Raw genomic sequence first — 18,833 nt, forward strand, 5'->3', positions numbered from 1 at the left:
CGCACTATGCGCGCGCTATGCAATTCCCTGGAATCGCTCTCGAAACCCAATGCGGCGGGGCATAGCTGACGGTGGCGGGTGCAGGACGCCCGACCTTTGGAAAGACCGATTGCATGTCACGCGAACCCAATCCGGAGCCTGACGAACCCGCGACCATCTATGTCGGGCAGGACGCCGCCGGCCACTGGCTGGTGCAGGACAGCGGCCACCGCCTCGAAGGACGGTTCGTGTCGCGCGATGCCGCGATCGGCTATGCGCGCGGCGAATGCCGGATGCACCATGCCTGCCTGTGCATGGCGACCGCGCCGCTGGTCCCGTGCGTGTCCTTCGCGCCGCTCACCGATGGCGAACGGGTGGCGGCATGAGGACCGCCGCCCGCATTGCCCCCGCCGCGCAGCGCATGACCCCGCCCCCGGCCCCCGTCCGCCGCGCGGTACGCGCCGACCCGCGCTGGCCGCACATCGTCGCCGCGCTGCAGGATCTGCGCGACGCCCATCGCCATGCGGTGCGGATCGTCGATGCCGATTGCGCCTGCGGCACGCTGCTGATCGAGGTCGCGCGCCATGCCCGCGCGATGGGCTTCACCGCGATCGAGGGGCGCGGCATCGACGGGTCGCCGGCAATGATCGGCCGCGCGCGCGCCGCCGCGGCGCGGCTGCATGACCCGGCGATCGGCCTCGCCTTCGACATGACCGACATGCGCGGCGCACTGGTGCAGGAGGCGGAGGCCCCCGCCGACCTGCTGCTGTGGCATGGCGGGCGCGATGCCGATGCGACCGGCATGGCGGCGGTGCTGGCGGCGGCGGCGATCCGGGTGATCGCCGATGGCGACAGCGCGCCATGACCCGCCGCGACCTGCGCTGGAAGGCGGCCGGGCTGGTACTGCTGGCGCTATCGTGCGCGATGGCGCCGGCACTCGACGGATCGCTGCTGGCGCTCGCCTTCCTGCCGCTGGCGCTGCTCGCGCTGCCGCTGCTGCTGCACGGCAAGCGCGTCGGACAGATGGTGCGCGCCGGATGGCGCGGCCATGGCCGCACCGTCGAGGTCGTCCACGCCGCGCGGCTGCGGCGGCACCGTTGATTCACCCGCTCGATCGAACCCCGCCGCCCTGATTCAAACAATCCATGCGACACGCCCGCGCGCCCGCGCGATAACGGGTCCATGGAGCTGCCGTTCGTGCCCATCGAGCTGACCGCCCGCGACCCCGCACGGGGCATCGCCCGGCGCTGGCGCGTGGTCGTCTATCGCGACCTGTTCGGGATGCTGCTGGTCGAGACGCAATGGGGCCGGATCGGGCGCGCGGGGCAAAGGCTGGTGCGCGCCTTTGCCGACGACAACGCCGCGCTGGCCCATGTCCGCCGCCTGCTCGCCCGGCGGGCGGGCGGGCGCCGCCGGATCGGGGTGGGCTACAAGCCAAACTAGGGCACGCTAAATTCCTACGTTGTTGCTGGACATATAGCCCTGCGCCATTCTCCCATCAAAGGCAGGGAGATTACGCATGGCATTGTCGTTGGCGCTGATTCTGGCGCAGGTCGCTGCACAGCCTGCGCCGCCCCCCGAACCGGTCGTGCAGGCACCCGAGGGAGAGACCCGCGCCGACACCGGACGCCTCGCCCCCGCCGACACGGGCGAGATCGTCGTCACCGCCCGCCGCCGCGTCGAAACGGTGCAGCAGGTGCCGATCGCGATGTCGGTGATCGGCGGCACGACGCTGGCGGACACGGGGGCGTACAACGTCAACCGCCTGACCCAGCTGCAACCCACGCTGCAATTCTATTCGACCAACCCGCGCAATTCCGCCGCCAATATCCGCGGGCTGGGCGCGCCGTTCGGCCTCACCAACGACGGCATCGAACAGGGCGTCGGCATCTATGTCGACGGGGTCTATTACAGCCGCATCGCGTCCGCGACGTTCGACTTCACCGACACCGAACGCATCGAAATCCTGCGCGGGCCGCAGGGGACGCTGTACGGCAAGAATACCACCGCCGGCGCGATCAACATCACCACGCGCAAGCCCAGCTTCACCCCCGAAGCGCGCGTCGAGCTGACCACCGGCAATTACGACTTCATCCAGGCGAAGGCATCCGCCTCCGGCCCGATCATCGGCGACACGCTGGCCGCGCGCATCTCCGCCTCGGTCACGTCGCGGCGGGGCACGATCCGCAACACGGCGCTCGGCGGCTATGCCAATGCGCAGGACAATCAGAGCGTGCGCGGGCAGCTGCTGTGGAAGCCCGCCGCCAACCTCGACGTCACGCTGTACGGTGATTACGGCCACCAGAACCCCGATTGCTGCGCGCAAATCTATGTCCGCACCGGCACGACGCAGCGGCCGCTGGCGCGCCAATATGCGGCGCTGGCCGGCGCGTTCGGCTATGCCCCGCCCTCGACCGACGCGTTCGACCGGCTGACCGACCTCGACACCCCGCTGCGTGCGCGACAGGAGCTGGGCGGCGTCTCGCTGGTCGGCAATCTCGATCTCGGCGCGGCAACGCTGACCTCGGTCAGTGCGTGGCGGTTCTGGAACTGGGACCCGTCGAACGACCGCGACTTCACCGGCCTGCCGATCACCACCGTGTCGGCCAACCCGTCGCAGCAGCGCCAGTGGAGCCAGGAACTGCGCATCGCATCGAACGGGAAACGCGCCGTCGATTACGTCGCAGGCCTGTTCTATTTCCACCAGACGATCGATACGCAGGGGTTGCAGGTACAGGGGCCGGCGGCGTCGCGCTTCCTGCTCAACCCGACCGGTGCCAATGCGGCGAACCCGGCGGTGCTGAACGGGCTGACCGCGCGCAACACCATCGGTTTTTCCAACACCAGCGCGGCGGTGTTCGGCAAGCTCACCTGGCACCTGACCGACGCGCTGTCGATCGCGCCGGGCGTGCGGGTGAATTACGACAAGAAGACCGGCGATTACGTCTCGGTCGTCACCACCGGCACCGGCGCGCTGCTCAACTGTTCGGCGGCATCGCAGGCCGCCAGCAGCGTGACCCGCGACCGCTGCGGCGTGCTGGCCCCGCAGTCGTACCGGCCCGATTTCGACGACTGGAACGTGTCGGGCGACGTCACCCTCGCCTATGACGTCGCGCGCGACGTCCATGCCTATGCAACCTATGCCCGCAGCTATAAATCGGGCGGGATCAACCTGTCGGGCCTGCCGCTGGACGGCAACAACAACCCGATCCTCGCCGCGGCGCAGGTAAAGCCCGAACGGGTCAACCATTACGAACTGGGCGTGAAGACCCAGTGGCTCGACCGCCGGATCACCGCCAACCTCGCCGCCTTCTGGACCGATATCGGCGAGTATCAGGCGACGGTGACCAACGGGCAATTGGGCGTGCTGCGCGGCTATCTGGCGAATGCGGAGGCGGTGCGCACGCGCGGCGTGGAACTCGACACCGCCTTCCGCCCGACCGAGCGGCTGAACCTCTACGCCAACGCCGCCTATACCGATGCGAAGTACGTCCGCTTCGTCGACGCCCCCTGCCCGCCCGAATTGTCGGGCGGCACGGCGGCGGCCGGGCAAAGCCCCAGCGCGCCCGGCACCCCCGGCGGCATCAGCCCGACCGCGTGCGACGTATCGGGGCAACGCCTGCCCGGCATCTCGAAATGGGCGTTCAGCTATGGCGCGGAATATACCCTGCCGGCGAAGATCGGCGATACCGACGGCAATGCCTATCTGGGCTTCGACGGCAGCTATCGCTCGCGCTTCTCGTCCAATCCGTCGCCCTCGGCCTACACCTGGATCGACGGCTACAGCATCGCCAATTTCCGCCTCGGCTACCGCGCCGATGCCGGGTGGAATGCGTTCCTGTGGCTGCGCAACGCCTTCGACCAGAATTATTACGAGCTGCTGGCCACCCAATCGGGCAATACCGGCCTGATCGTCGGCCAGCCCGGCGACCCGCGCACCTATGGCGTCACGGTGTCGGCGTCGTTCTGAGCGACGCGCGGCGGGCGTGGGATCAATCGTCCCACCCCGCCGCATCGTCCCCGGCGAACGACGCCAGCAGCGCGGCCCCCGGTGCGCGCAGCGCCTTCGGCACGGCGGCCAGCGCCGGATCGTCGATCCGCATCGCCGGCAGGCGCGTCGCCAGCATCCGGGCCAGCGTCTCCGCCTGAAGCCGGTCGCGGCGCTGCTTCATCACGTCGCGATCGGCCCGACCGGCCACCCACAGCTTGTGGCACAGGAACGCGCGGGGATCGGGCACCGCCATCCACAGCGGCAATCCCCGTTCGTCGATGACGATCCGTTCGACCACCGGCACATTTTCCAGCCACGCCAGCCCGGCAATCTCCACCGCCACCAGGTCGTCGGCCGGATCGCCGATCCGCGCCGGGGACCGCGCCTCGGCGGGAAAGCGCGTCGTGGGCGTGATGAGGTCGACCATATAGGCCGCATCGTTGACCGCCCGGAAACTGCCCGGCGCGGTGGCGTGGAAGCTGCCGTCCAGTCGCTGCAACAATCCGATCAGCCCGTCCGCCCGCATATCGCCCACGATCTTCAGCGACCGGCGCGCATCGTACAGGATGTTGATGTCCATCGTGGTCATCGCTTCCGCGCCCAGCTGCACCCCACCCATCATCTCATAGGCGTAGAGCGCATGGGTTCCGACGATCTTCAGCCCCCGGCCCAGCATCCCTTCGCGGTCGAGCCGGCGGAGGATTCGCGCCGACAGGACCGGCACCCGGCCCAGACGCAGCGCCCGGTTGACCGGCGCCATTTCGCGCAACCGCTGGTCGAGCCGGTCGCGCCGGTCGCGCAACGTATCGCGCCCGGCATGGAAGGCGGCATGGGCTTCGCGCGTACGGTCATCTTCTGCGCCCAGACCTTTCCAGACGCCATCGGTCTTGCGATACAGATAGGTCCGCTCCTTGACCGTCTTCCACGCCATCGACCCGGCATAGCGCGCGGCCAGTTCGCGGATCGTGTCGCGATACGTCACATAAAGCTGCTCGCAATCGATCAGCTGCCGGGTCTGCTGCGCGCTCAGGTCCAACATGGGCGCGAGCGTTATCCCTTTTCTGGGAACAATCAATGCAAAAGGGATAACCCGGTTTCAGGAAGGATCAACAGGCCCGATCATGGTCAGCACCGGTCCCGCACCCATGGACTGCCGGAGGCCGCATGCTAAGCACACCCGCCCGGTGGCAGGTCGAGGATATCGCGCACCGCCGGGTCGCGTTCGACGATATCGCGCAGCGACACGATCCGCGCCTCCGCCATGTCCGCCGATCCGGGGCCGGCATCGTGAAACTGCCATGCGCCGTCTTCGTCGTCATGCGACACATGCGCGATCCACGCCCCCTCCTCGACGATCGCCCGCGTCGTGAACACGGCGACATCGGGCGGATCGGCGAACGGCCAGTCGGTCATGCCTGCGGCGTACCATCCGCCAGCCAGTAGCGCCATGCACCGACCTTCTCGCCCTTGTCATAGGCACCCTCGGCCGCCAGCTGGCCGTTCGGGTGGAAATCCTGCCACGCCCCCTGTTCGCGCCCATGGTCATAGGTCCCGCGCGATGCCGGCGTGCCGTCCGGATGATAGGCCAGGAACGGCCCGTGCCGGACCCACCGGTCCCCGGCCTCGGCCAGATAGCGCGCATAGCGAAAGCGCACCGATCCGCTTGCATACGGGATTTCGGCGATAGACAGGTCGCGCCCCGGCCCCGCCGTCATCGACCGGGACGTTCCGCTACACGCCCCAGCTCCAATGCCGACAGCTGCGTCGCACGCTGCACGATCCTACGGCCAAGGGTCACCCGCTCCACCCAGCGTTCGGGAATACCCCGCCGCCCGTGGATCGCCCCGGCCAGCTGCCCCGCCACCGCCGCCACGCTGTCGGCATCATCGCCCAGATTGGCGGCCAGCAGCACGGCTTCCTCGAACGTCTCGCCATGCCATACCGCCCACAACGCCGCCTCCAGCGTGTCGATCACATAGCCCGACGACCGGATCTGATCGCGCGTCTTGTGCTGGTATTCGCCCGCGTTGATGATCTGGACACGCGGGCTGAGCGTGGCAATCCGTGGGGACAGCACGACCGCGCGCGGAGCACCGCGCAGCGCGTGATGCAGCAGCATTCCCAACAGCTGGCAGGCAGATATCGCCTCCAACGCGGCATGGGTCGCACGGCTTTGCCCACCCGACAATCGCCACGTTACGTCCAGCGCGCCCCGCGCCGCAATCGCGACCGGCGCGACGCGCACCAGCGATTCGTTCCCGGCGGTGTGATCGCTGGCATTGCCCTGCCACCGGCCGTCCTCGGCCTCGTGCCCCTCGATCGCGGTACGGGTCGCGTTGCCGATATCGAAACAGCGCCCGTTCGACGCATTATACCCCTCGCGATACCAGCGGACGAGCAGACGGGCAAAAGTCCGCGGTTGATACCCATGATCGGCCAGCAACGCATCGGCAAGGCACAGCGCCATGCTGGTATCGTCGGTCCATTGCCCCGCCTCCAGTCGGAACGGACCACCACCCACCATGTCGTCGACATGGCGCACGCCGCGCGGTTGGAATTCCAGCGTGGTGCCGACCGCATCGCCGATCGCCAGCCCCAGCAGCGCCCCTTGCGCCCGGTCGTCGGCGTCTTCCGGCGACAGCATGTCGGGCGGCGTGGCAAGCCAGGACTGCACATCCCCCCGGTCGCCAACGCTGCCGCGACCAGACTCGTCACCCGCCATGCGGCCGCCTAATCCGGGCGACGCCGCCGGCGACAGATGCCGATATCGGGCAAACACATATTCGGCGATGGCCGCGTCGGAAGCGTGAAGGTCGATCAATACGCCCCTCCCTTCACGTGGCGCGCGGACATGCAGCACTATACCATCGATGGCCGCGCCGGGTTGACATAATCGAGCGCACCTTCCTCGAACCGCGTCTCCAGCGCCTCCAGCCCGTGCTGCACCTTGTACGCCTTCTCCGCCGCCGTGATCGGCACCAGCCAGTAGAAGTGGACCGTATCGCCGCCGATCGTCCCGACCTCCAGCACCGGTCCATCGAGATACGGCAGCGAGATCAACCCATGATCGCACGTCGCCCCCGGCAACCACGGACGACTGAAATTCACGCTGTCGCCCAGGCCGAGGCGCGTTCCGGTTCGGTGATAATGCGCCACGGCATACAGGATTTCGACGATCGCTTCCGAACGATCGGGTGAAAAGAGGTGCAGTTCGATCGGCGCGTCGTCGCCCGGCTGCGCCATGCCGACCGTCGCATAGGTCCACATCGTCCGGTCGCCATGGGGCGGGAACACCACCACGTCGAAGTCGTCGGGCAGCTCGGACACCGGCCCCCGGTTGAACGCACCGGTTTCCCCGGCGCGGCCCCAGCATGTTTGGTAATGGCGGCGGATCGACCCGTTCCACGTCACGATGCTTCCCCCGTCACGTCGGCGTATCGGTATCGTCCCACGCGATACCGGCATCGTTCTGGAAATTGGTCAGCCAGTTGAGCGCGAGGTGCCGCTCCATCACCACGTCGCCGTTCAGCGCGCCGGGCGCCACCTCTTTCTGGCGCGCCTGCCGGACGATCCAGTGTTCGAGCCACGCACGGTCCAGCGCGTCGAGAATCTCGCCCGCCGGGCGCAGCCGTACCGCCTGCCCGTCCGGTCGCCGTGCCAGCGGCGCGACCGATGCCCAGAGCCGGTCGACATCGGCCATCGCGGTGCTGTCGTCGATCGACGCACCCGCCACGCCCAGCGCCCAGAACAGGGTGTTCGCCGCCTCGTAGCGCCATGTCAGCGCCGCCGCCGCCTCGGCATCCGTGCTCTCGTCCCTTACGAACGCCTGTTCCTGCGGCGTGAGCGCGGCGGCGCCGATCGGGTTGTACGCCTCCTGCCCCGCCGGGATCGCCGGCAGTCCGGTGGCACGGGCATGGGCGCGCGCGGCGACGTAGAGCAGCCCCAGCGCGCGGGCCAGCACCTCGCCGGCGCCACGCAGCACCAGTTCGCCCTCGCCCAGCGCCGGGGCCATGCCGGCGGGCGGTTGCAGCGGCGCAGCGGCGAGCAGCGCGCGGGTCCGCGTGCGGCGCGCGACCGCATCGGCCGGATGGGGCAGCGCCGCCTGCGGATCGCCCTCCCCCGCCGCATCGATCACCACCGCCCCGTCGGGCGCGCGGATCGATCCATCGGGCAGGAACAGCAGCGCATTCGCCGCCCGTGCCCAGGGTTCGATATGGGGGAGGTCGGCATCGTCGACCTCGAAGCTCACATGATGCTGAACCCGCTGCAAATGGCACCAGACATAATAGCGCGTCGCGGTCATCTGCCCGTCGCCGCGACTCATCACATAGCCGACAAAACCCTGCAGATGCTCCGCCAGCGCCGGATCGGACCGGTCGCGCGCACCCAGCAGGCGGTGCGGCAGGGTGATCGGCGGCAGCGCGGCCAGCGTCGCATAGGCGTTGACCAGCACCGGCTCGCGCGTCGCCACCGCAGGCGCATCGCCCCTGCCCAGCAACCGTTGCAACAGGCCCATCATGCTCCTCCTCGCGTCGGGGACATGGAGGACAATACGCAGCAACCGGCCGGACGATGCAACGCCGCCGGCTATTTCGGCAGCCCGACCGCCAGCATCCACGCCCGCGCCTCGTCGATGTCGAGGAAGGTGCGGCAGTTCGGCGCGCGCAGATAGCGTTCGGTCTGCATCTTGCCGAGGTTCGATCCGGCGACGGCGGCGATCGGCGCCGTGGTCAGTTGCAGCGCGCGCGGCATCATCGCCGCCAGCGTGTCGATGACCCCGCCCGACTGGATCGGCGCGGCGCGCATGTCGACCAGTGTGTAGAAGGCCCCGTGGCGCAGGCGCAGCGCCGTCCCCTTCGCCAGCAGTTCGGCCGCGAACCGCGTGGTCAGCGCGACCGACCAGAAGCCCGCCGTGGTGATCGTCAGCAGCCGGGCGGCCGCGTCATGGTCGATGGCATAGCCCTCGGCCATCGCATCGGGCGTCGCTCCGCTCATGGCCGCTGGCGCTGCAACAGGGCGGTCAGCGCCGGATACAACAGCGCCTGTTCGCGCCGCACCCGGTCGGCGATCCCCGCCGCCACCCGCGCCGATGCCGCGCGATAGCCGGCCCAGTCGCCGGCGATCCGGTCGAGCGGCCAGGCCGCGATATGGCCGCTGACCGCGACCCGCTTTTCCGCCAGATCGCGGTCGAGCGCGGCGATCCCCGCCGCCACGCCCGGCAGGTCGGCGGCGGCGAGCGCCGGAAACACCGTATCCTTCAGAAAGCTGGAGCGCCGCATGCTGATCGCCATCAATTGGTGCCGGGCATGGGCAAGCCGCGCGCAATCGGGCACGCCCGCGCGGCACAGCGCGCGCATCGTGCCGAGCTTCGCCTGCAGTTCGACATAATGGTCATCCAGTGTTTCGATCATGATATCCGACGCGCCAGTCGGCAGCCACTTAGCCTGGCCTGCATAAAATCCTGTTACGGCAACGGCTTCGGTACGTTACTGCGCACAGCCATGGCGGGGCTGCGGCGCCGTCAGCCTTGCGCCGTCCCGTCGAACAGCGCCGGCCCCAGCCTGTCCGGCCCCCACAGCCGCAGCTCGCCGCGCCGTTGCCACAGCAGCACGATGCCGGTCACGCGCCGCACGATTACCAGATAGTCGGGCGCCAGCGACAGCATCACCCGAACCGCTGCGCATCGAAGATCGTGGCGACCTCCACCCCCGCCATCCCCGGCAGCGCGGCGCAGGCGGCGGCGGCGGCCTGATAGCCGGCCAAATCCTGCGCCTCCACCAGCCAGCGCTTGTCCGCATCGAAGGCATTGGCCTGCGCGATCAGGAACCCGGTAAAATCACGCGCCAGCGCCCGGATGCGCGGCCGTGCGGTCGTGTCGAGCAGCCCGACCCCCTGTGGCGACACGAACACCGGGCCGGCATCATGATCGCCGACGAACACGATATCCGCGCCCGTATCGAAATCCCGCCGCACCTGCGCGTCATGGGCCGCGATCCGCGCGCGCACATCCGCCCCGTCCGCCGGCGCGAAGCGGAACGCGCCGATTTCCTTGCCACACAGATCGACCACCGCCAGCGCGGCATCGACCCCGGCGGGCAGCCCGGTGGCGACCGGGTGGACGGCGGGCGCGATCACGATCGTTGCCGCCAGTTCGGCGTATAGGTCGGGATCATCGTCCCTGAGTGGTGCAAGCCAACGTGCGGACAGTGCCGGCAGGTCGGACAGCGCCTCGATCATGCCAGTTCGTCGATCGTCGCGCGGATGAACGCCGCGAACGATGGCGCGACCGGGCGGACGCCGCCATCGCTTGCATCCAGTTCGACCACCTGTCCGTCCGGCAGCGCGAAGCCGTGGCCGACCCCCTGCAGATCATCGCCGAACAGCGCGACCGCCGCATCGCCGTCATACAGCTCGTCCGCCGGCACCAGCCCGTCATACAGCTGATAGCCACCGCCCAGGCTGCCCGCGCCGATCGTGCCGAGAAACGTCAGGAAATCGTCGGGCACCCCCGGCCAGTCGCGCGCGATCGCCGCGATCCGCGCCGCCGGCACCGGGACCAGCGCGTCACAGGGCGTTCCGCTCCCCCTGGCGGCGGCAAGGTCGCCAAACCCGCTCATGCCGCGTCCGTCACCAGCGCCCAATAGCCGGCAAAGTCGCGCGCGACGGGGGTGATCCCCGCCTCGCCCGCAATCTCATGGTCGATGAACACCACCGCCGGTCGCGCAGGCTCGTCGCGGAAATCGAATGCCCAGACATTGCCGCCGGTATTGTCGGAAAAGGGCAGCAACCCTGCGGGATAATGGTCGCACATCGCCCGCCAGCATTCCTCGACGCAATAGCTGCGGTCGCCGTCGCCCACATTGTCGGGGACATTGGCCAGCAGCAGCACGCCGATCGGCGGCGGCGCGCCCGCGCCTTCCTCGGGCACCTTGCCCTGATGCGCCACGACCAGCGCCCAATAGGCATCGGGCAAGCGGCCGCCGATCGCCGCCTCGATCCGCGCCCGGTCGCGGTCGTCGGGCGGCGGCACATCGTCCGCGACATAGGCTTCCCACCGCAGCATGGCTGCTCAACGCGGGACGGCCCGGCCTTGCTCCCGCCGCCCCTTCGGGCACGTGGCGGAACCACAACCCCGCTTGCTCGCTCCACTCCCATGACCGACGACACCCTTCGCCCCGGCCGCGCCGTGCCCAGCGGCCGTTTGTCGCGCCTGTCCGGTTTCGGGCGTCTTGCCGGCGGGATCGCGGGCGGGATGCTGGCCGAGGGCGCACGCCGCATCGCCAGCGGGGAACGGCCGCGCATGGGCGACCTGATCCTCACCCCCGCCAATGCGAAGCGCATGGCCGACCGGCTGTCGCACCTGCGCGGCGCGGCGATGAAGCTGGGGCAGATGATCTCGATGGACGCGGGCGACCTGTTGCCCCCCGAACTCGCCACCATCCTCGCGCAATTGCGCAACCAGGGGCAGACCATGCCCCCGGCACAGCTCGACAAATTGCTCATCGCCGAATGGGGACCGGACTGGCGCGGCAAACTCGCCAAGTTCGACGCGAACCCGATCGCCGCCGCATCCATCGGGCAGGTCCACCGCGCCGAGCTGAAGGACGGCCGGCGCCTCGCGATCAAGGTGCAATATCCCGGCGTGCGCGAAAGCATCGACGCCGATGTCGATAACGTCGCCACGCTGCTGCGCGTATCGAACCTGTTGCCGCGCGAACTGGACCTGAAACCGCTGCTCGCCGAAGCCAAGCGCCAGCTGGCCGACGAAGCCGATTACGCACGCGAAGCCGACGCCATGCGCCGCTATGCCGATCGGTTGGACGGCGACCCGCGCTATGCCGTGCCCCGCCCGGTCGAGGCGCTGACCACCACCCGCATCCTCGCGATGGACTATATCGACGGCACCCCGATCGAGGGGCTGGCCACCGCGCCACAGGCGACCCGCGACGCCGCGATGACCGCGCTGATCGACCTGGTATTGCGCGAGCTGTTCGAATTTGCCGAGATGCAGACCGACCCCAATTTCGCGAACTATCGCTGGCAGGCGGATAGCGGGCGCATCGTCCTGCTCGATTTCGGCGCGACGCGGCCGGTCCCGCCCGATACCGCCGATGCGTACCGCCGCCTGATCGCCGCCGGTCTGGCGCACGACCGCGATACGATCCGCGACGTGGCGGTCGAAACCGGGTTCCTGGGCGCGGCGGCGGTGCGCGCCCACCGCGCCGCCGTCGACCGGATCATCGCCGCGATCGACGACGCGATGGCGCGGCCCGGCCCGTTCGACTTCGGCGACCGCGCCTTCGTGCCGGTCGTCCGCGAAGAGGCCAAGGCCCTCGCCGCCGATCGCGCGACATGGCACGTGCCGCATGTCGAAACGCTGTTCGTCCAGCGCAAGATCAGCGGGACGGCGCTCTTGGGCGCCCGGCTGAAGGCGCGGGTCGACATACGGGGGATGGCGGCTGAGGCGACAGGTCGACGTGTCGACATGTAGAGGGGATTTTACTCGGTGGCGTCCTGAACAAAATGCTCCAGCAGGTCATACATTTGTCCAACGCCATAGGCGCCCACGACCAGCTTCTCGACCCAACGCCCCAATAGCGGTTCTTCGGGATCATCGTCCGGGACAAATAGGTCATAGCCGTTGATAGCCAGAAACTCGATCATCGCGGCAGCAGCGGTGCGCTTGTTCCCATCCAGAAAGCCGTGATTCTTGGCAATCGCAAAGCAGAGGTGAATGGCCAGGACGAGGATATCGTCTTCGCCGTCGTACAGGAACAGGTTGCGCGGTGCGACGACAGCGCTCCGGACCAACCCGTCATCCTTGTATCCGGCCAACCCGTGTGGCGGAAGCGTCAATTGGATTCCATGGATGGCATCGACGTCGGCGAACGTCAGCCAGAGTGGCTCAGCGGCCAAGATAGGCCAGGCTGTTCTTGTACCGTTCGTTGATGTCCGCGCGCAGCGCCTCGCGATCGAGGTCGGGGCGCGGCTTCGCCTTGAACTTGCGATGCTCCTCGACAGGAGCGCGGTATGCGGTTGCCATCACGATCTCCCTTCGTCGGCGGTAACCCTGCTTACTATAACGATCGGCATGATGAAAGGTTGAGGGCGTCTCGCGATCGGCCGTCAGCAAGCGAACGGCCGACCTTTCACCAAGGACAATCTTTGCCATACTCCACCCGGAGGTCTCCCATGCCATCGAGGACGAGGCACGCTGGCTGCGTGATCTGGACGCATCGATTGCCGACAGCCTGGCCGAGATGCGCGCCGGTGGCGGCGTCGATCTCGACACCGCCTGCGATGCGGTGCTAGCCGATCTGGCTGCCGACGGACGCCCTGCGTGACACGGGTCGTCCTGTCGACCCGCGCCCATGCCGACCTGACCGCCATCGGCCGCTTCATCGCACAGGATAATCCGCCGCGCGCCGCGACCTTCATCGCCGAACTGCGCAAGACCGTCGCGGGGCTGGCCGACCTGCCCCACGCATTCCCCTGGTACCCCGCTACGAACGCGACGGAATCCGCCGGCGATCGTGGAAGGGCCATGGCATCCTCTATTCCGCGCTCCCCGACCGGATCTTCGTGCATCGCATCCCGGGGCCGGGGCAGGACCATGACCGTGCGCTGCGGCTGCGCTGACAAACCGCTTTCCTACACGCGCGCAATCCGCCAGCCTCAACCGGTTCTGCGCCTGCCCTGCCCCGCCCCGGAACAGGCCCGGAACCGCATGGTGCGCAAAAACGTGGCGAGTGTGAACTTTGTGAACTTTGGCGATGCGACCCACCCCGCATCATCCGCCAGGTCACTGAAACAGAACGGATAAACCGGGATCGTATCGATATTCGATCCCATCGCGAAATGTTCCGCGACCGTCGGGCTTTGTACCGGGTCGTACCGCCACGACCGCGCCTGCGGGAAAATAACATTTCGTTTAGAAACTTAAGCGTAACGGCCGGACGAACGGAGTCCCCCGTATGCGTTTCATCACCTGCCTGACCCAAGAGCATGACCTCGCCCTGGTCGGGCTTGCCGCGTGGTTCTGCCTTGTCGGATCGCTCATCACGATCCGGCTGCTCGACCGGATCCGCCATGCCGAACGCGGCACGCGCATCGCATGGGTGTTCCTCGGCGGGGCGGCGACCGGGGCGACGATCTGGTGCACCCACTTCATCGCGATGATCGCCTATCAGCCCGGCGTCGAGGTCGCCTACGAACCGCGGCTGACCGGCATCTCGCTGCTGCTCGCGATCTTTGGCAGCGCGGGCGCACTGCACCTCGCCACCCGCCGCTGGCGCCCGATGGCGGCGGTCGGCGGGGCGGTGTTCGGCGTGACGGTCAGCGTGATGCACTATGTCGGCATGCAGGCGTTCGTCGCGCACGGCATGGTGCGCTGGTCGCCGGGCTATGTCGCGATGTCGGTGCTGTTCGCCGTCATGCTGGGCGCGCTGGCGTTCGATCGCGCGCGCAGCACCGGGCGCTTCGCCGGGCCATGGTGGGCCAGCGCATGGATGGTCGCCAGCATCGTGCTGCTCCACTTCACCGGCATGGCGGCGATGGTCGTCACCCCCCTTGCCCCCGTCGCCGGCGAAACGGGATCGAGCACCGCGACGATCGTGATGGCGATCGCGGTCGCCGGGGTCGGCACGCTGGTCGTCGGCACGGGCCTTGCCACCTATATCCTCGATGCGCAGGCGCGCGCCGATACCCGCCGCCGCCTGCGCGAGCTGCTGGAGAGCAATGTCGACGGCATGGCGATCGTGCAGGGCGGCACGGTGCTGGCGGTCAACGCCGCCTTTACCGCGCTGGTCGGTGGCGACGCGGCGGTGATCGGACAGCCGCTGGCGCGCTGGATTCCCGACATCGCCACCGCCGATCCCGACCGCATCGCCCAGCTGACGCTGCACGCGCACGACGGCAGCGACATCCCGGTCGAGATCGCGATCCGTTTCGACCAGCGGCGCGCCTGTCCGCAGACCATCTATTCGATCCGCGACCTGCGCGCCCGCATCGCGCAGGAACGCCGCATCGCCCATCTGGCACGCAACGACAGCCTGACCGGGCTGCCCAACCGTACCTCGTTCCTCGAATGGCTGGCGCGCCAGACCGGCCCCGACAGCGCGCATCGCGCGGTTGCCCTGCTGTCGATCGACCTCGACCGGTTCAAGGAAGTGAACGACATGCACGGCCATGCCGCCGGCGACCGGATGCTGACCCGGATCGGCGAACGGATGAAGGCCGCCCTCCTCCCCGGCGAATTCGTCGCGCGCCTGGGCGGCGACGAATTCGTCGCGGTGCTGCCGGTCGCCGAACCCGACGATGCCGCCCGGCTGATCGACCGATTGCGCGATGCGATCGGCGCACCGGTCCTCGTCGACCCCAGCGGGATCGAGGCCAGTTGCGGGATGAGCGTCGGCGTCGCGCTATGGCCGCGCGACGCCACCGAACTCTCCACGCTCATCAACAATGCCGACCTGGCGATGTACCGCGCCAAGGCGTCGATCACGGTCGATGCATGCTTCTACGAAGAGGAAATGGACAAGACGGTGCGGCTGCGCCGGCAGATGGTGCAGGAACTGCGCACCGCGATCGACCATGGCGAATTCGCGCTCCACTGGCAGGTGCAGGAATCGGTCGAGACCCGCGCCGTCATCGGCTATGAAGCGCTGCTGCGCTGGACCCGTGCCGATGGCAGCAGCGTGTCGCCGGCGCACTTCATTCCGCTGGCCGAGCAGTCCGGGCTGATCCTGCCGATCGGCGAATGGGTGCTGCGCACCGCCTGTGCGACGGCGGCCAGCTGGGCCGAACCGCATCGCATCGCGGTCAACCTGTCGCCGGTGCAGCTCGGCCATGTCGACCTGCCCCGCCTGGTGCAGCAGGTGCTGCTCGACACCGGCCTGTCGCCCGCGCGATTGGAACTGGAGATCACCGAAACCGCGATGATCGCCGATCCGGTGCGCACCATCCACATCCTGCGCCAGCTCAAGGCGATCGGCGTGTCGGTGGCGATGGACGATTTCGGCACCGGCTATTCATCGCTCTCGACGCTCCGCTCCTTCCCGTTCGACAAGATCAAGCTCGACCGGTCGTTCATGGCCGAACTGAACGGCGCCCCGCAGGCGGCGGCGATCGTCCGCGCGGTGCTGACGCTGGGCGAGAGCCTGAACATTCCCGTCCTGGCCGAAGGGGTGGAGACGCCCGAACAGCTCGCCTTCCTGCGCGAACAGGGCTGCGACGAGGCGCAGGGCTATCTGCTCGGCCGACCGGGGCCGTTGCCGGTGCGGGGTCGAGACGAGCCGGAGCGGTTGGCGGGATAGGACCGGCCGGGTCCAGGCATCACCCCGCCCCCGGTAAAAAGCGATAGACCGTGCCGCGTGAGATCCCCAGTTCGCGCGCGATATGCGCCGGGCGCATGCCCTTTGCCGCCAGCGTCCGCACCGCCTCCGGGTCGATGCGCGGCTTGCCGCCCTTGTAGACGCCGCGCGCCTTGGCTGCCGCGATCCCCTCTGCTTGGCGTTCGCGGCGCAGGTTCGTCTCAAACTCGGCGAACACGCCCAGCATGTCGAGAAACGCCTTGCCCGCCGCCGTGCCGGTATCGATCGGCTGTTCCGTGGCCTTCAGCGCCACCCCCCGCCCCTTCAGCTCATGCACGATATCCTGCAAATCCTTCATCGACCGCGCAAGCCGATCGATCCGGGTGACGACCAGCGTGTCACCTTCGCGCAGGAAGTCGAGCAGGACCTGCAACTCGCTGCGCCCGGTACGGCCGGTCGCCGATTTCTTTTCCGAGCGGATCGCCTGACACCCCGCCGCGCGCAGGGCGGTTTCCTGGATGGTCAGGTCCTGATCATCGCTCGACACGCGGGCATAGCCGAACAAGGCCATCTGAACCCCCTTTCTGTTCGATCAGGTTTTAGACCCTTTGCATGAAGTGTTCAACTTCTCTGCGAATGACCCTGATCGGACGGTTGCGGGTGTTCAAGTATGCTGTGCTATCCGGGTATACCTTTATCATACGCCTCAAATAACAGCATGACACCAATACGCCTTATGGGTACTATTATTTAACTGATACCCATATCAAGAACAGGTCCATGGAAGCAAAAAGAGTCCGCATCGTCGAAGGGGGTAAGCTGGTAATACCGGCGGCGATGCGCCGCGAACTAGGGATCAGCTCCGGTGATACCGTCATAGTCGATATTGACCATGGTGCGCTTCGGGTCCGCTCGATCGGCAAGGCCCTTGAGAATGCCCGTGCCATTCTCCGCCGCTATGTACCCGAAGGGGTCAGTCTGTCGGAAGAGTTAATCGCCGACCGTCGTGCCGAGGCCGAACGTGAATAGCCGGATCGTACTCGATGCATCTGCCCTGCTCTGCCTGCTGAACGACGAAGCCGGCGCGGACCGGGTCGCGACCGTCCTGACCCGGTCGGTGATCGGTGCGACCAATTTGGGCGAGGTCGTCTCCAAGCTGCGCGAACGGGGCCTGGCCCTTACCGAAGTGCAGGAAGTGTTGGGCGGACTGCACCTGGACGTCCGACCATTGTCGGCGGCGCAGGCGATGACGATCGGCGACCTGCGACCGGCCACGCGCGCGCTGGGCCTGTCGCTCGGCGACCGGGCCTGCCTTGCGCTGGCGATTGAGCTGGGGGCCGAACTCTATACGACCGATGCGGCACTGGCGCGGGCAGAGGTCGCGATTGCCGTGACCAACGTCCGCGCCTGACGGCGGAAGCGGGGATCAGGCCGGAAGCTTGCCCGTGCCGGTCCGGATCACATCGACGACGAGCCTTGATGCGAGGACGGGTGGAACCCCTTCGTCCAGTAGCATTACGAAAAGCGCGTCCTCGATCGGTTCAGGACACATGGCATCGATGACGAGATTATGCCGTGAATCACGGTCGTCCTCGCGCCACTGCGCGATCTGGTCGGACGTTCCCCGCTCGAAATGCATCGCCCGGATCTGCGCGCGGATCGCATCGATATCCAGCTGCATCCCGCTGATCTCCTTCCCTTCGCCCGTACGCTGACAGTCCTGACGCGGATCACCGCCGCTCGCTTGCGCGACATCGTGTAATACAATGAACGCAGCGTCCCCTATCCTGCCATTGAACATTCCCCAACAATCTACCCCCCTTTGTCGTGGCCCGAGCCACGACATTCGCCGCCGGTGAGCAAGGGAGAGAAAGGCGCGGAAGGGAAAGATTCGGCGATCATGCGCCGCCGCTCCCACACAAGCCATGATCGGGATGGCGCATCGACATCCCAACCGCCCCCTCCCCTCAATCATGCCGCAGCGCCCAAGCCGGGGCGGCACGACTGGCGCGGAGCGACTGGCCGAGCACGGTCAGCACCGCGACCGCCACTGCCACCACGCTGGCGCCGATGAAGAACAGCGGCGACAGCGCGATCGCGTCCTCGAACCCGGCCAGCCATGTCCGCATGGCGAGGAACGCCAGCGGCCAGGCGACGAGGTTCGCGATCAGCACGGGGCGCAGGAACTGCCCGACGAGCAGCTTCACGATGTCGCCCGACGACGCGCCCAGCGTCTTGCGGATGCCGATCTCGCGCGTGCGCCGGGCGGTATTGAACGAGGCGAGGCCCCATAGCCCGACGCAGCCGATCAGCACCGCCAGCCCCGCGCCGATCCCGAACAGCCGCGTGGCGCGGTCGTCGGCTTCGTAGAAGTCGGTCAGGCGCTGGTCGGCGGTCTGCGCGTTATAGGGCACCTGCGGCACCATCCGCTGCCACAATCCCTCGAGGCTCTTCAGCGCGGTGCGCGGATCGCCGGCCACGCGGATCGTCACGACCGAGGTGGCGATCGTCTCCGCCCGGCTGTTGTAGAGATAATAGGTCGGCGGCAGCGG

General features: G+C 68.0%; 27 protein-coding genes. 10 read left to right on the forward strand and 17 right to left on the reverse strand.

From position 1 onward, the window contains the following. Positions 1–113: 113 nt before the first annotated feature. The 5 genes from CA237_RS15820 (at position 114) to CA237_RS15840 (ending at position 3,949) form a co-directional block, all read left to right on the forward strand. A complete protein-coding gene (locus CA237_RS15820; RefSeq protein WP_126014707.1) occupies positions 114–365 on the forward strand; it encodes a hypothetical protein in 252 nt (83 codons plus the stop codon). Further along, positions 362–844 (forward strand): SAM-dependent methyltransferase, encoded by a 483-nt coding sequence (locus CA237_RS15825; RefSeq protein WP_241215518.1) that lies wholly within the window; start codon positions 362–364, stop codon positions 842–844. The genes CA237_RS15820 and CA237_RS15825 overlap by 4 nt, the downstream gene beginning before the upstream one ends. Further along, positions 841–1,080, forward strand: a complete 240-nt coding sequence (locus CA237_RS15830; RefSeq protein WP_126014709.1) for a hypothetical protein — start codon at positions 841–843, stop codon at positions 1,078–1,080. The genes CA237_RS15825 and CA237_RS15830 overlap by 4 nt, the downstream gene beginning before the upstream one ends. 81 nt (positions 1,081–1,161) lie before the next feature. Next, entirely contained in the window at positions 1,162–1,422 is a 261-nt protein-coding gene (locus CA237_RS15835; protein WP_164523897.1) for a WGR domain-containing protein, read from the forward strand. Positions 1,423–1,498: 76 nt separating this feature from the next. Then, on the forward strand, positions 1,499–3,949 hold the full coding sequence (locus tag CA237_RS15840) for a TonB-dependent receptor (RefSeq protein ID WP_126014711.1): 2,451 nt from the start codon (positions 1,499–1,501) through the stop codon (positions 3,947–3,949). A 22-nt stretch (positions 3,950–3,971) separates the two neighbouring features. Here the strand turns inward: CA237_RS15840 and CA237_RS15845 are convergent, their stop codons facing one another. The 12 genes from CA237_RS15845 to CA237_RS15895 form a co-directional block, all read right to left on the reverse strand. After that, positions 3,972–5,009, reverse strand: a complete 1,038-nt coding sequence (locus tag CA237_RS15845) for a nucleotidyltransferase domain-containing protein (RefSeq protein WP_206433000.1) — start codon at positions 5,007–5,009, stop codon at positions 3,972–3,974. Positions 5,010–5,137: 128 nt separating this feature from the next. Next, positions 5,138–5,383 (reverse strand): hypothetical protein, encoded by a 246-nt coding sequence (locus tag CA237_RS15850; protein WP_126014713.1) that lies wholly within the window; start codon positions 5,381–5,383, stop codon positions 5,138–5,140. After that, entirely contained in the window at positions 5,380–5,685 is a 306-nt protein-coding gene (locus CA237_RS15855) for a hypothetical protein (RefSeq protein WP_126014715.1), read from the reverse strand. The genes CA237_RS15850 and CA237_RS15855 overlap by 4 nt, the downstream gene beginning before the upstream one ends. Further along, positions 5,682–6,791, reverse strand: a complete 1,110-nt coding sequence (locus CA237_RS15860; RefSeq protein ID WP_126014717.1) for an ADP-ribosylglycohydrolase family protein — start codon at positions 6,789–6,791, stop codon at positions 5,682–5,684. Before CA237_RS15860 ends, CA237_RS15855 begins: the two co-directional genes overlap by 4 nt. Before the next feature lie 38 nt (positions 6,792–6,829). Beyond that, entirely contained in the window at positions 6,830–7,381 is a 552-nt protein-coding gene (locus tag CA237_RS15865) for a suppressor of fused domain protein (protein WP_164523898.1), read from the reverse strand. Positions 7,382–7,394: 13 nt separating this feature from the next. Beyond that, positions 7,395–8,486 carry a DUF4272 domain-containing protein gene (locus CA237_RS15870; protein WP_126014755.1) on the reverse strand — a complete coding sequence of 364 codons (1,092 nt, stop codon included), beginning with the start codon at positions 8,484–8,486 and terminating at the stop codon, positions 7,395–7,397. A 71-nt stretch (positions 8,487–8,557) separates the two neighbouring features. Beyond that, positions 8,558–8,965: a hypothetical protein gene (locus tag CA237_RS15875; RefSeq protein WP_126014721.1), complete on the reverse strand. Its 408-nt coding sequence runs from the start codon at positions 8,963–8,965 to the stop codon at positions 8,558–8,560. Beyond that, entirely contained in the window at positions 8,962–9,381 is a 420-nt protein-coding gene (locus CA237_RS15880; RefSeq protein ID WP_126014723.1) for a hypothetical protein, read from the reverse strand. The genes CA237_RS15875 and CA237_RS15880 overlap by 4 nt, the downstream gene beginning before the upstream one ends. A gap of 110 nt (positions 9,382–9,491) precedes the next feature. Further along, entirely contained in the window at positions 9,492–9,638 is a 147-nt protein-coding gene (locus CA237_RS19755) for a hypothetical protein (RefSeq protein ID WP_164523899.1), read from the reverse strand. Beyond that, positions 9,635–10,207, reverse strand: coding sequence for a hypothetical protein (locus CA237_RS15885; protein ID WP_126014725.1), 573 nt, complete (start codon positions 10,205–10,207; stop codon positions 9,635–9,637). The genes CA237_RS19755 and CA237_RS15885 overlap by 4 nt, the downstream gene beginning before the upstream one ends. Then, on the reverse strand, positions 10,204–10,587 hold the full coding sequence (locus CA237_RS15890; RefSeq protein ID WP_126014727.1) for an SMI1/KNR4 family protein: 384 nt from the start codon (positions 10,585–10,587) through the stop codon (positions 10,204–10,206). The genes CA237_RS15885 and CA237_RS15890 overlap by 4 nt, the downstream gene beginning before the upstream one ends. Then, positions 10,584–11,033 carry an SMI1/KNR4 family protein gene (locus tag CA237_RS15895; protein ID WP_126014729.1) on the reverse strand — a complete coding sequence of 150 codons (450 nt, stop codon included), beginning with the start codon at positions 11,031–11,033 and terminating at the stop codon, positions 10,584–10,586. Before CA237_RS15895 ends, CA237_RS15890 begins: the two co-directional genes overlap by 4 nt. 90 nt (positions 11,034–11,123) lie before the next feature. Here CA237_RS15895 and CA237_RS15900 point away from each other — a divergent pair, with 90 nt between their 5' ends. After that, a complete protein-coding gene (locus CA237_RS15900; RefSeq protein WP_126014731.1) occupies positions 11,124–12,461 on the forward strand; it encodes an AarF/ABC1/UbiB kinase family protein in 1,338 nt (445 codons plus the stop codon). A gap of 8 nt (positions 12,462–12,469) precedes the next feature. Here CA237_RS15900 and CA237_RS15905 read toward each other — a convergent pair whose 3' ends face one another. Both CA237_RS15905 and CA237_RS19760 read right to left on the reverse strand, forming a co-directional pair. After that, entirely contained in the window at positions 12,470–12,886 is a 417-nt protein-coding gene (locus CA237_RS15905; RefSeq protein WP_164523900.1) for a type II toxin-antitoxin system death-on-curing family toxin, read from the reverse strand. Next, positions 12,876–13,013, reverse strand: a complete 138-nt coding sequence (locus CA237_RS19760; protein WP_164523901.1) for a hypothetical protein — start codon at positions 13,011–13,013, stop codon at positions 12,876–12,878. The genes CA237_RS15905 and CA237_RS19760 overlap by 11 nt, the downstream gene beginning before the upstream one ends. Before the next feature lie 297 nt (positions 13,014–13,310). Here CA237_RS19760 and CA237_RS19925 point away from each other — a divergent pair, with 297 nt between their 5' ends. Further along, positions 13,311–13,793, forward strand: a complete 483-nt coding sequence (locus CA237_RS19925; RefSeq protein ID WP_206433001.1) for a type II toxin-antitoxin system RelE/ParE family toxin — start codon at positions 13,311–13,313, stop codon at positions 13,791–13,793. Between the two features lie 151 nt (positions 13,794–13,944). After that, positions 13,945–16,284 (forward strand): EAL domain-containing protein, encoded by a 2,340-nt coding sequence (locus tag CA237_RS15915; protein WP_126014735.1) that lies wholly within the window; start codon positions 13,945–13,947, stop codon positions 16,282–16,284. Positions 16,285–16,303: 19 nt separating this feature from the next. Here CA237_RS15915 and CA237_RS15920 read toward each other — a convergent pair whose 3' ends face one another. Continuing rightward, entirely contained in the window at positions 16,304–16,852 is a 549-nt protein-coding gene (locus CA237_RS15920) for a recombinase family protein (protein ID WP_126014737.1), read from the reverse strand. A 209-nt stretch (positions 16,853–17,061) separates the two neighbouring features. Here CA237_RS15920 and CA237_RS15925 point away from each other — a divergent pair, with 209 nt between their 5' ends. Next, positions 17,062–17,310, forward strand: coding sequence for an AbrB/MazE/SpoVT family DNA-binding domain-containing protein (locus CA237_RS15925; protein WP_126014739.1), 249 nt, complete (start codon positions 17,062–17,064; stop codon positions 17,308–17,310). Then, on the forward strand, positions 17,303–17,692 hold the full coding sequence (locus CA237_RS15930) for a type II toxin-antitoxin system VapC family toxin (protein ID WP_126014741.1): 390 nt from the start codon (positions 17,303–17,305) through the stop codon (positions 17,690–17,692). Before CA237_RS15925 ends, CA237_RS15930 begins: the two co-directional genes overlap by 8 nt. 15 nt (positions 17,693–17,707) lie before the next feature. Here CA237_RS15930 and CA237_RS15935 read toward each other — a convergent pair whose 3' ends face one another. Next, complete coding sequence (locus tag CA237_RS15935) at positions 17,708–17,962, reverse strand: hypothetical protein (RefSeq protein WP_126014757.1); 255 nt, start codon at positions 17,960–17,962, stop codon at positions 17,708–17,710. A gap of 286 nt (positions 17,963–18,248) precedes the next feature. Then, a partial coding sequence (locus tag CA237_RS15940; protein WP_126014743.1) for an FtsX-like permease family protein occupies positions 18,249–18,833 on the reverse strand: 585 nt, incomplete at its 5' end.

This window comes from Sphingomonas sp. ABOLH (assembly GCF_003951715.1).
Lineage (GTDB): Bacteria > Pseudomonadota > Alphaproteobacteria > Sphingomonadales > Sphingomonadaceae > Sphingomonas > Sphingomonas hankookensis_A.

Excerpts from the sequence above, each read along its gene's own strand:
- CA237_RS15820 (WP_126014707.1), top strand. The coding sequence starts at position 114 with ATGTCACGCGAACCCAATCCGGAGCCTGACGAACCCGCGACCATCTAT.
- CA237_RS15825 (WP_241215518.1), top strand. The coding sequence starts at position 362 with ATGAGGACCGCCGCCCGCATTGCCCCCGCCGCGCAGCGCATGACCCCG.
- CA237_RS15830 (WP_126014709.1), top strand. The coding sequence starts at position 841 with ATGACCCGCCGCGACCTGCGCTGGAAGGCGGCCGGGCTGGTACTGCTG.
- CA237_RS15835 (WP_164523897.1), top strand. The coding sequence starts at position 1,162 with ATGGAGCTGCCGTTCGTGCCCATCGAGCTGACCGCCCGCGACCCCGCA.
- CA237_RS15840 (WP_126014711.1), top strand. The coding sequence starts at position 1,499 with ATGGCATTGTCGTTGGCGCTGATTCTGGCGCAGGTCGCTGCACAGCCT.
- CA237_RS15845 (WP_206433000.1), bottom strand. The coding sequence starts at position 5,009 with ATGTTGGACCTGAGCGCGCAGCAGACCCGGCAGCTGATCGATTGCGAG.
- CA237_RS15850 (WP_126014713.1), bottom strand. The coding sequence starts at position 5,383 with ATGACCGACTGGCCGTTCGCCGATCCGCCCGATGTCGCCGTGTTCACG.
- CA237_RS15855 (WP_126014715.1), bottom strand. The coding sequence starts at position 5,685 with ATGACGGCGGGGCCGGGGCGCGACCTGTCTATCGCCGAAATCCCGTAT.
- CA237_RS15870 (WP_126014755.1), bottom strand. The coding sequence starts at position 8,486 with ATGGGCCTGTTGCAACGGTTGCTGGGCAGGGGCGATGCGCCTGCGGTG.
- CA237_RS15875 (WP_126014721.1), bottom strand. The coding sequence starts at position 8,965 with ATGAGCGGAGCGACGCCCGATGCGATGGCCGAGGGCTATGCCATCGAC.
- CA237_RS15880 (WP_126014723.1), bottom strand. The coding sequence starts at position 9,381 with ATGATCGAAACACTGGATGACCATTATGTCGAACTGCAGGCGAAGCTC.
- CA237_RS15885 (WP_126014725.1), bottom strand. The coding sequence starts at position 10,207 with ATGATCGAGGCGCTGTCCGACCTGCCGGCACTGTCCGCACGTTGGCTT.
- CA237_RS15890 (WP_126014727.1), bottom strand. The coding sequence starts at position 10,587 with ATGAGCGGGTTTGGCGACCTTGCCGCCGCCAGGGGGAGCGGAACGCCC.
- CA237_RS15895 (WP_126014729.1), bottom strand. The coding sequence starts at position 11,033 with ATGCTGCGGTGGGAAGCCTATGTCGCGGACGATGTGCCGCCGCCCGAC.
- CA237_RS15900 (WP_126014731.1), top strand. The coding sequence starts at position 11,124 with ATGACCGACGACACCCTTCGCCCCGGCCGCGCCGTGCCCAGCGGCCGT.
- CA237_RS19760 (WP_164523901.1), bottom strand. The coding sequence starts at position 13,013 with ATGGCAACCGCATACCGCGCTCCTGTCGAGGAGCATCGCAAGTTCAAG.
- CA237_RS15915 (WP_126014735.1), top strand. The coding sequence starts at position 13,945 with ATGCGTTTCATCACCTGCCTGACCCAAGAGCATGACCTCGCCCTGGTC.
- CA237_RS15920 (WP_126014737.1), bottom strand. The coding sequence starts at position 16,852 with ATGGCCTTGTTCGGCTATGCCCGCGTGTCGAGCGATGATCAGGACCTG.
- CA237_RS15925 (WP_126014739.1), top strand. The coding sequence starts at position 17,062 with ATGGAAGCAAAAAGAGTCCGCATCGTCGAAGGGGGTAAGCTGGTAATA.
- CA237_RS15935 (WP_126014757.1), bottom strand. The coding sequence starts at position 17,962 with ATGCAGCTGGATATCGATGCGATCCGCGCGCAGATCCGGGCGATGCAT.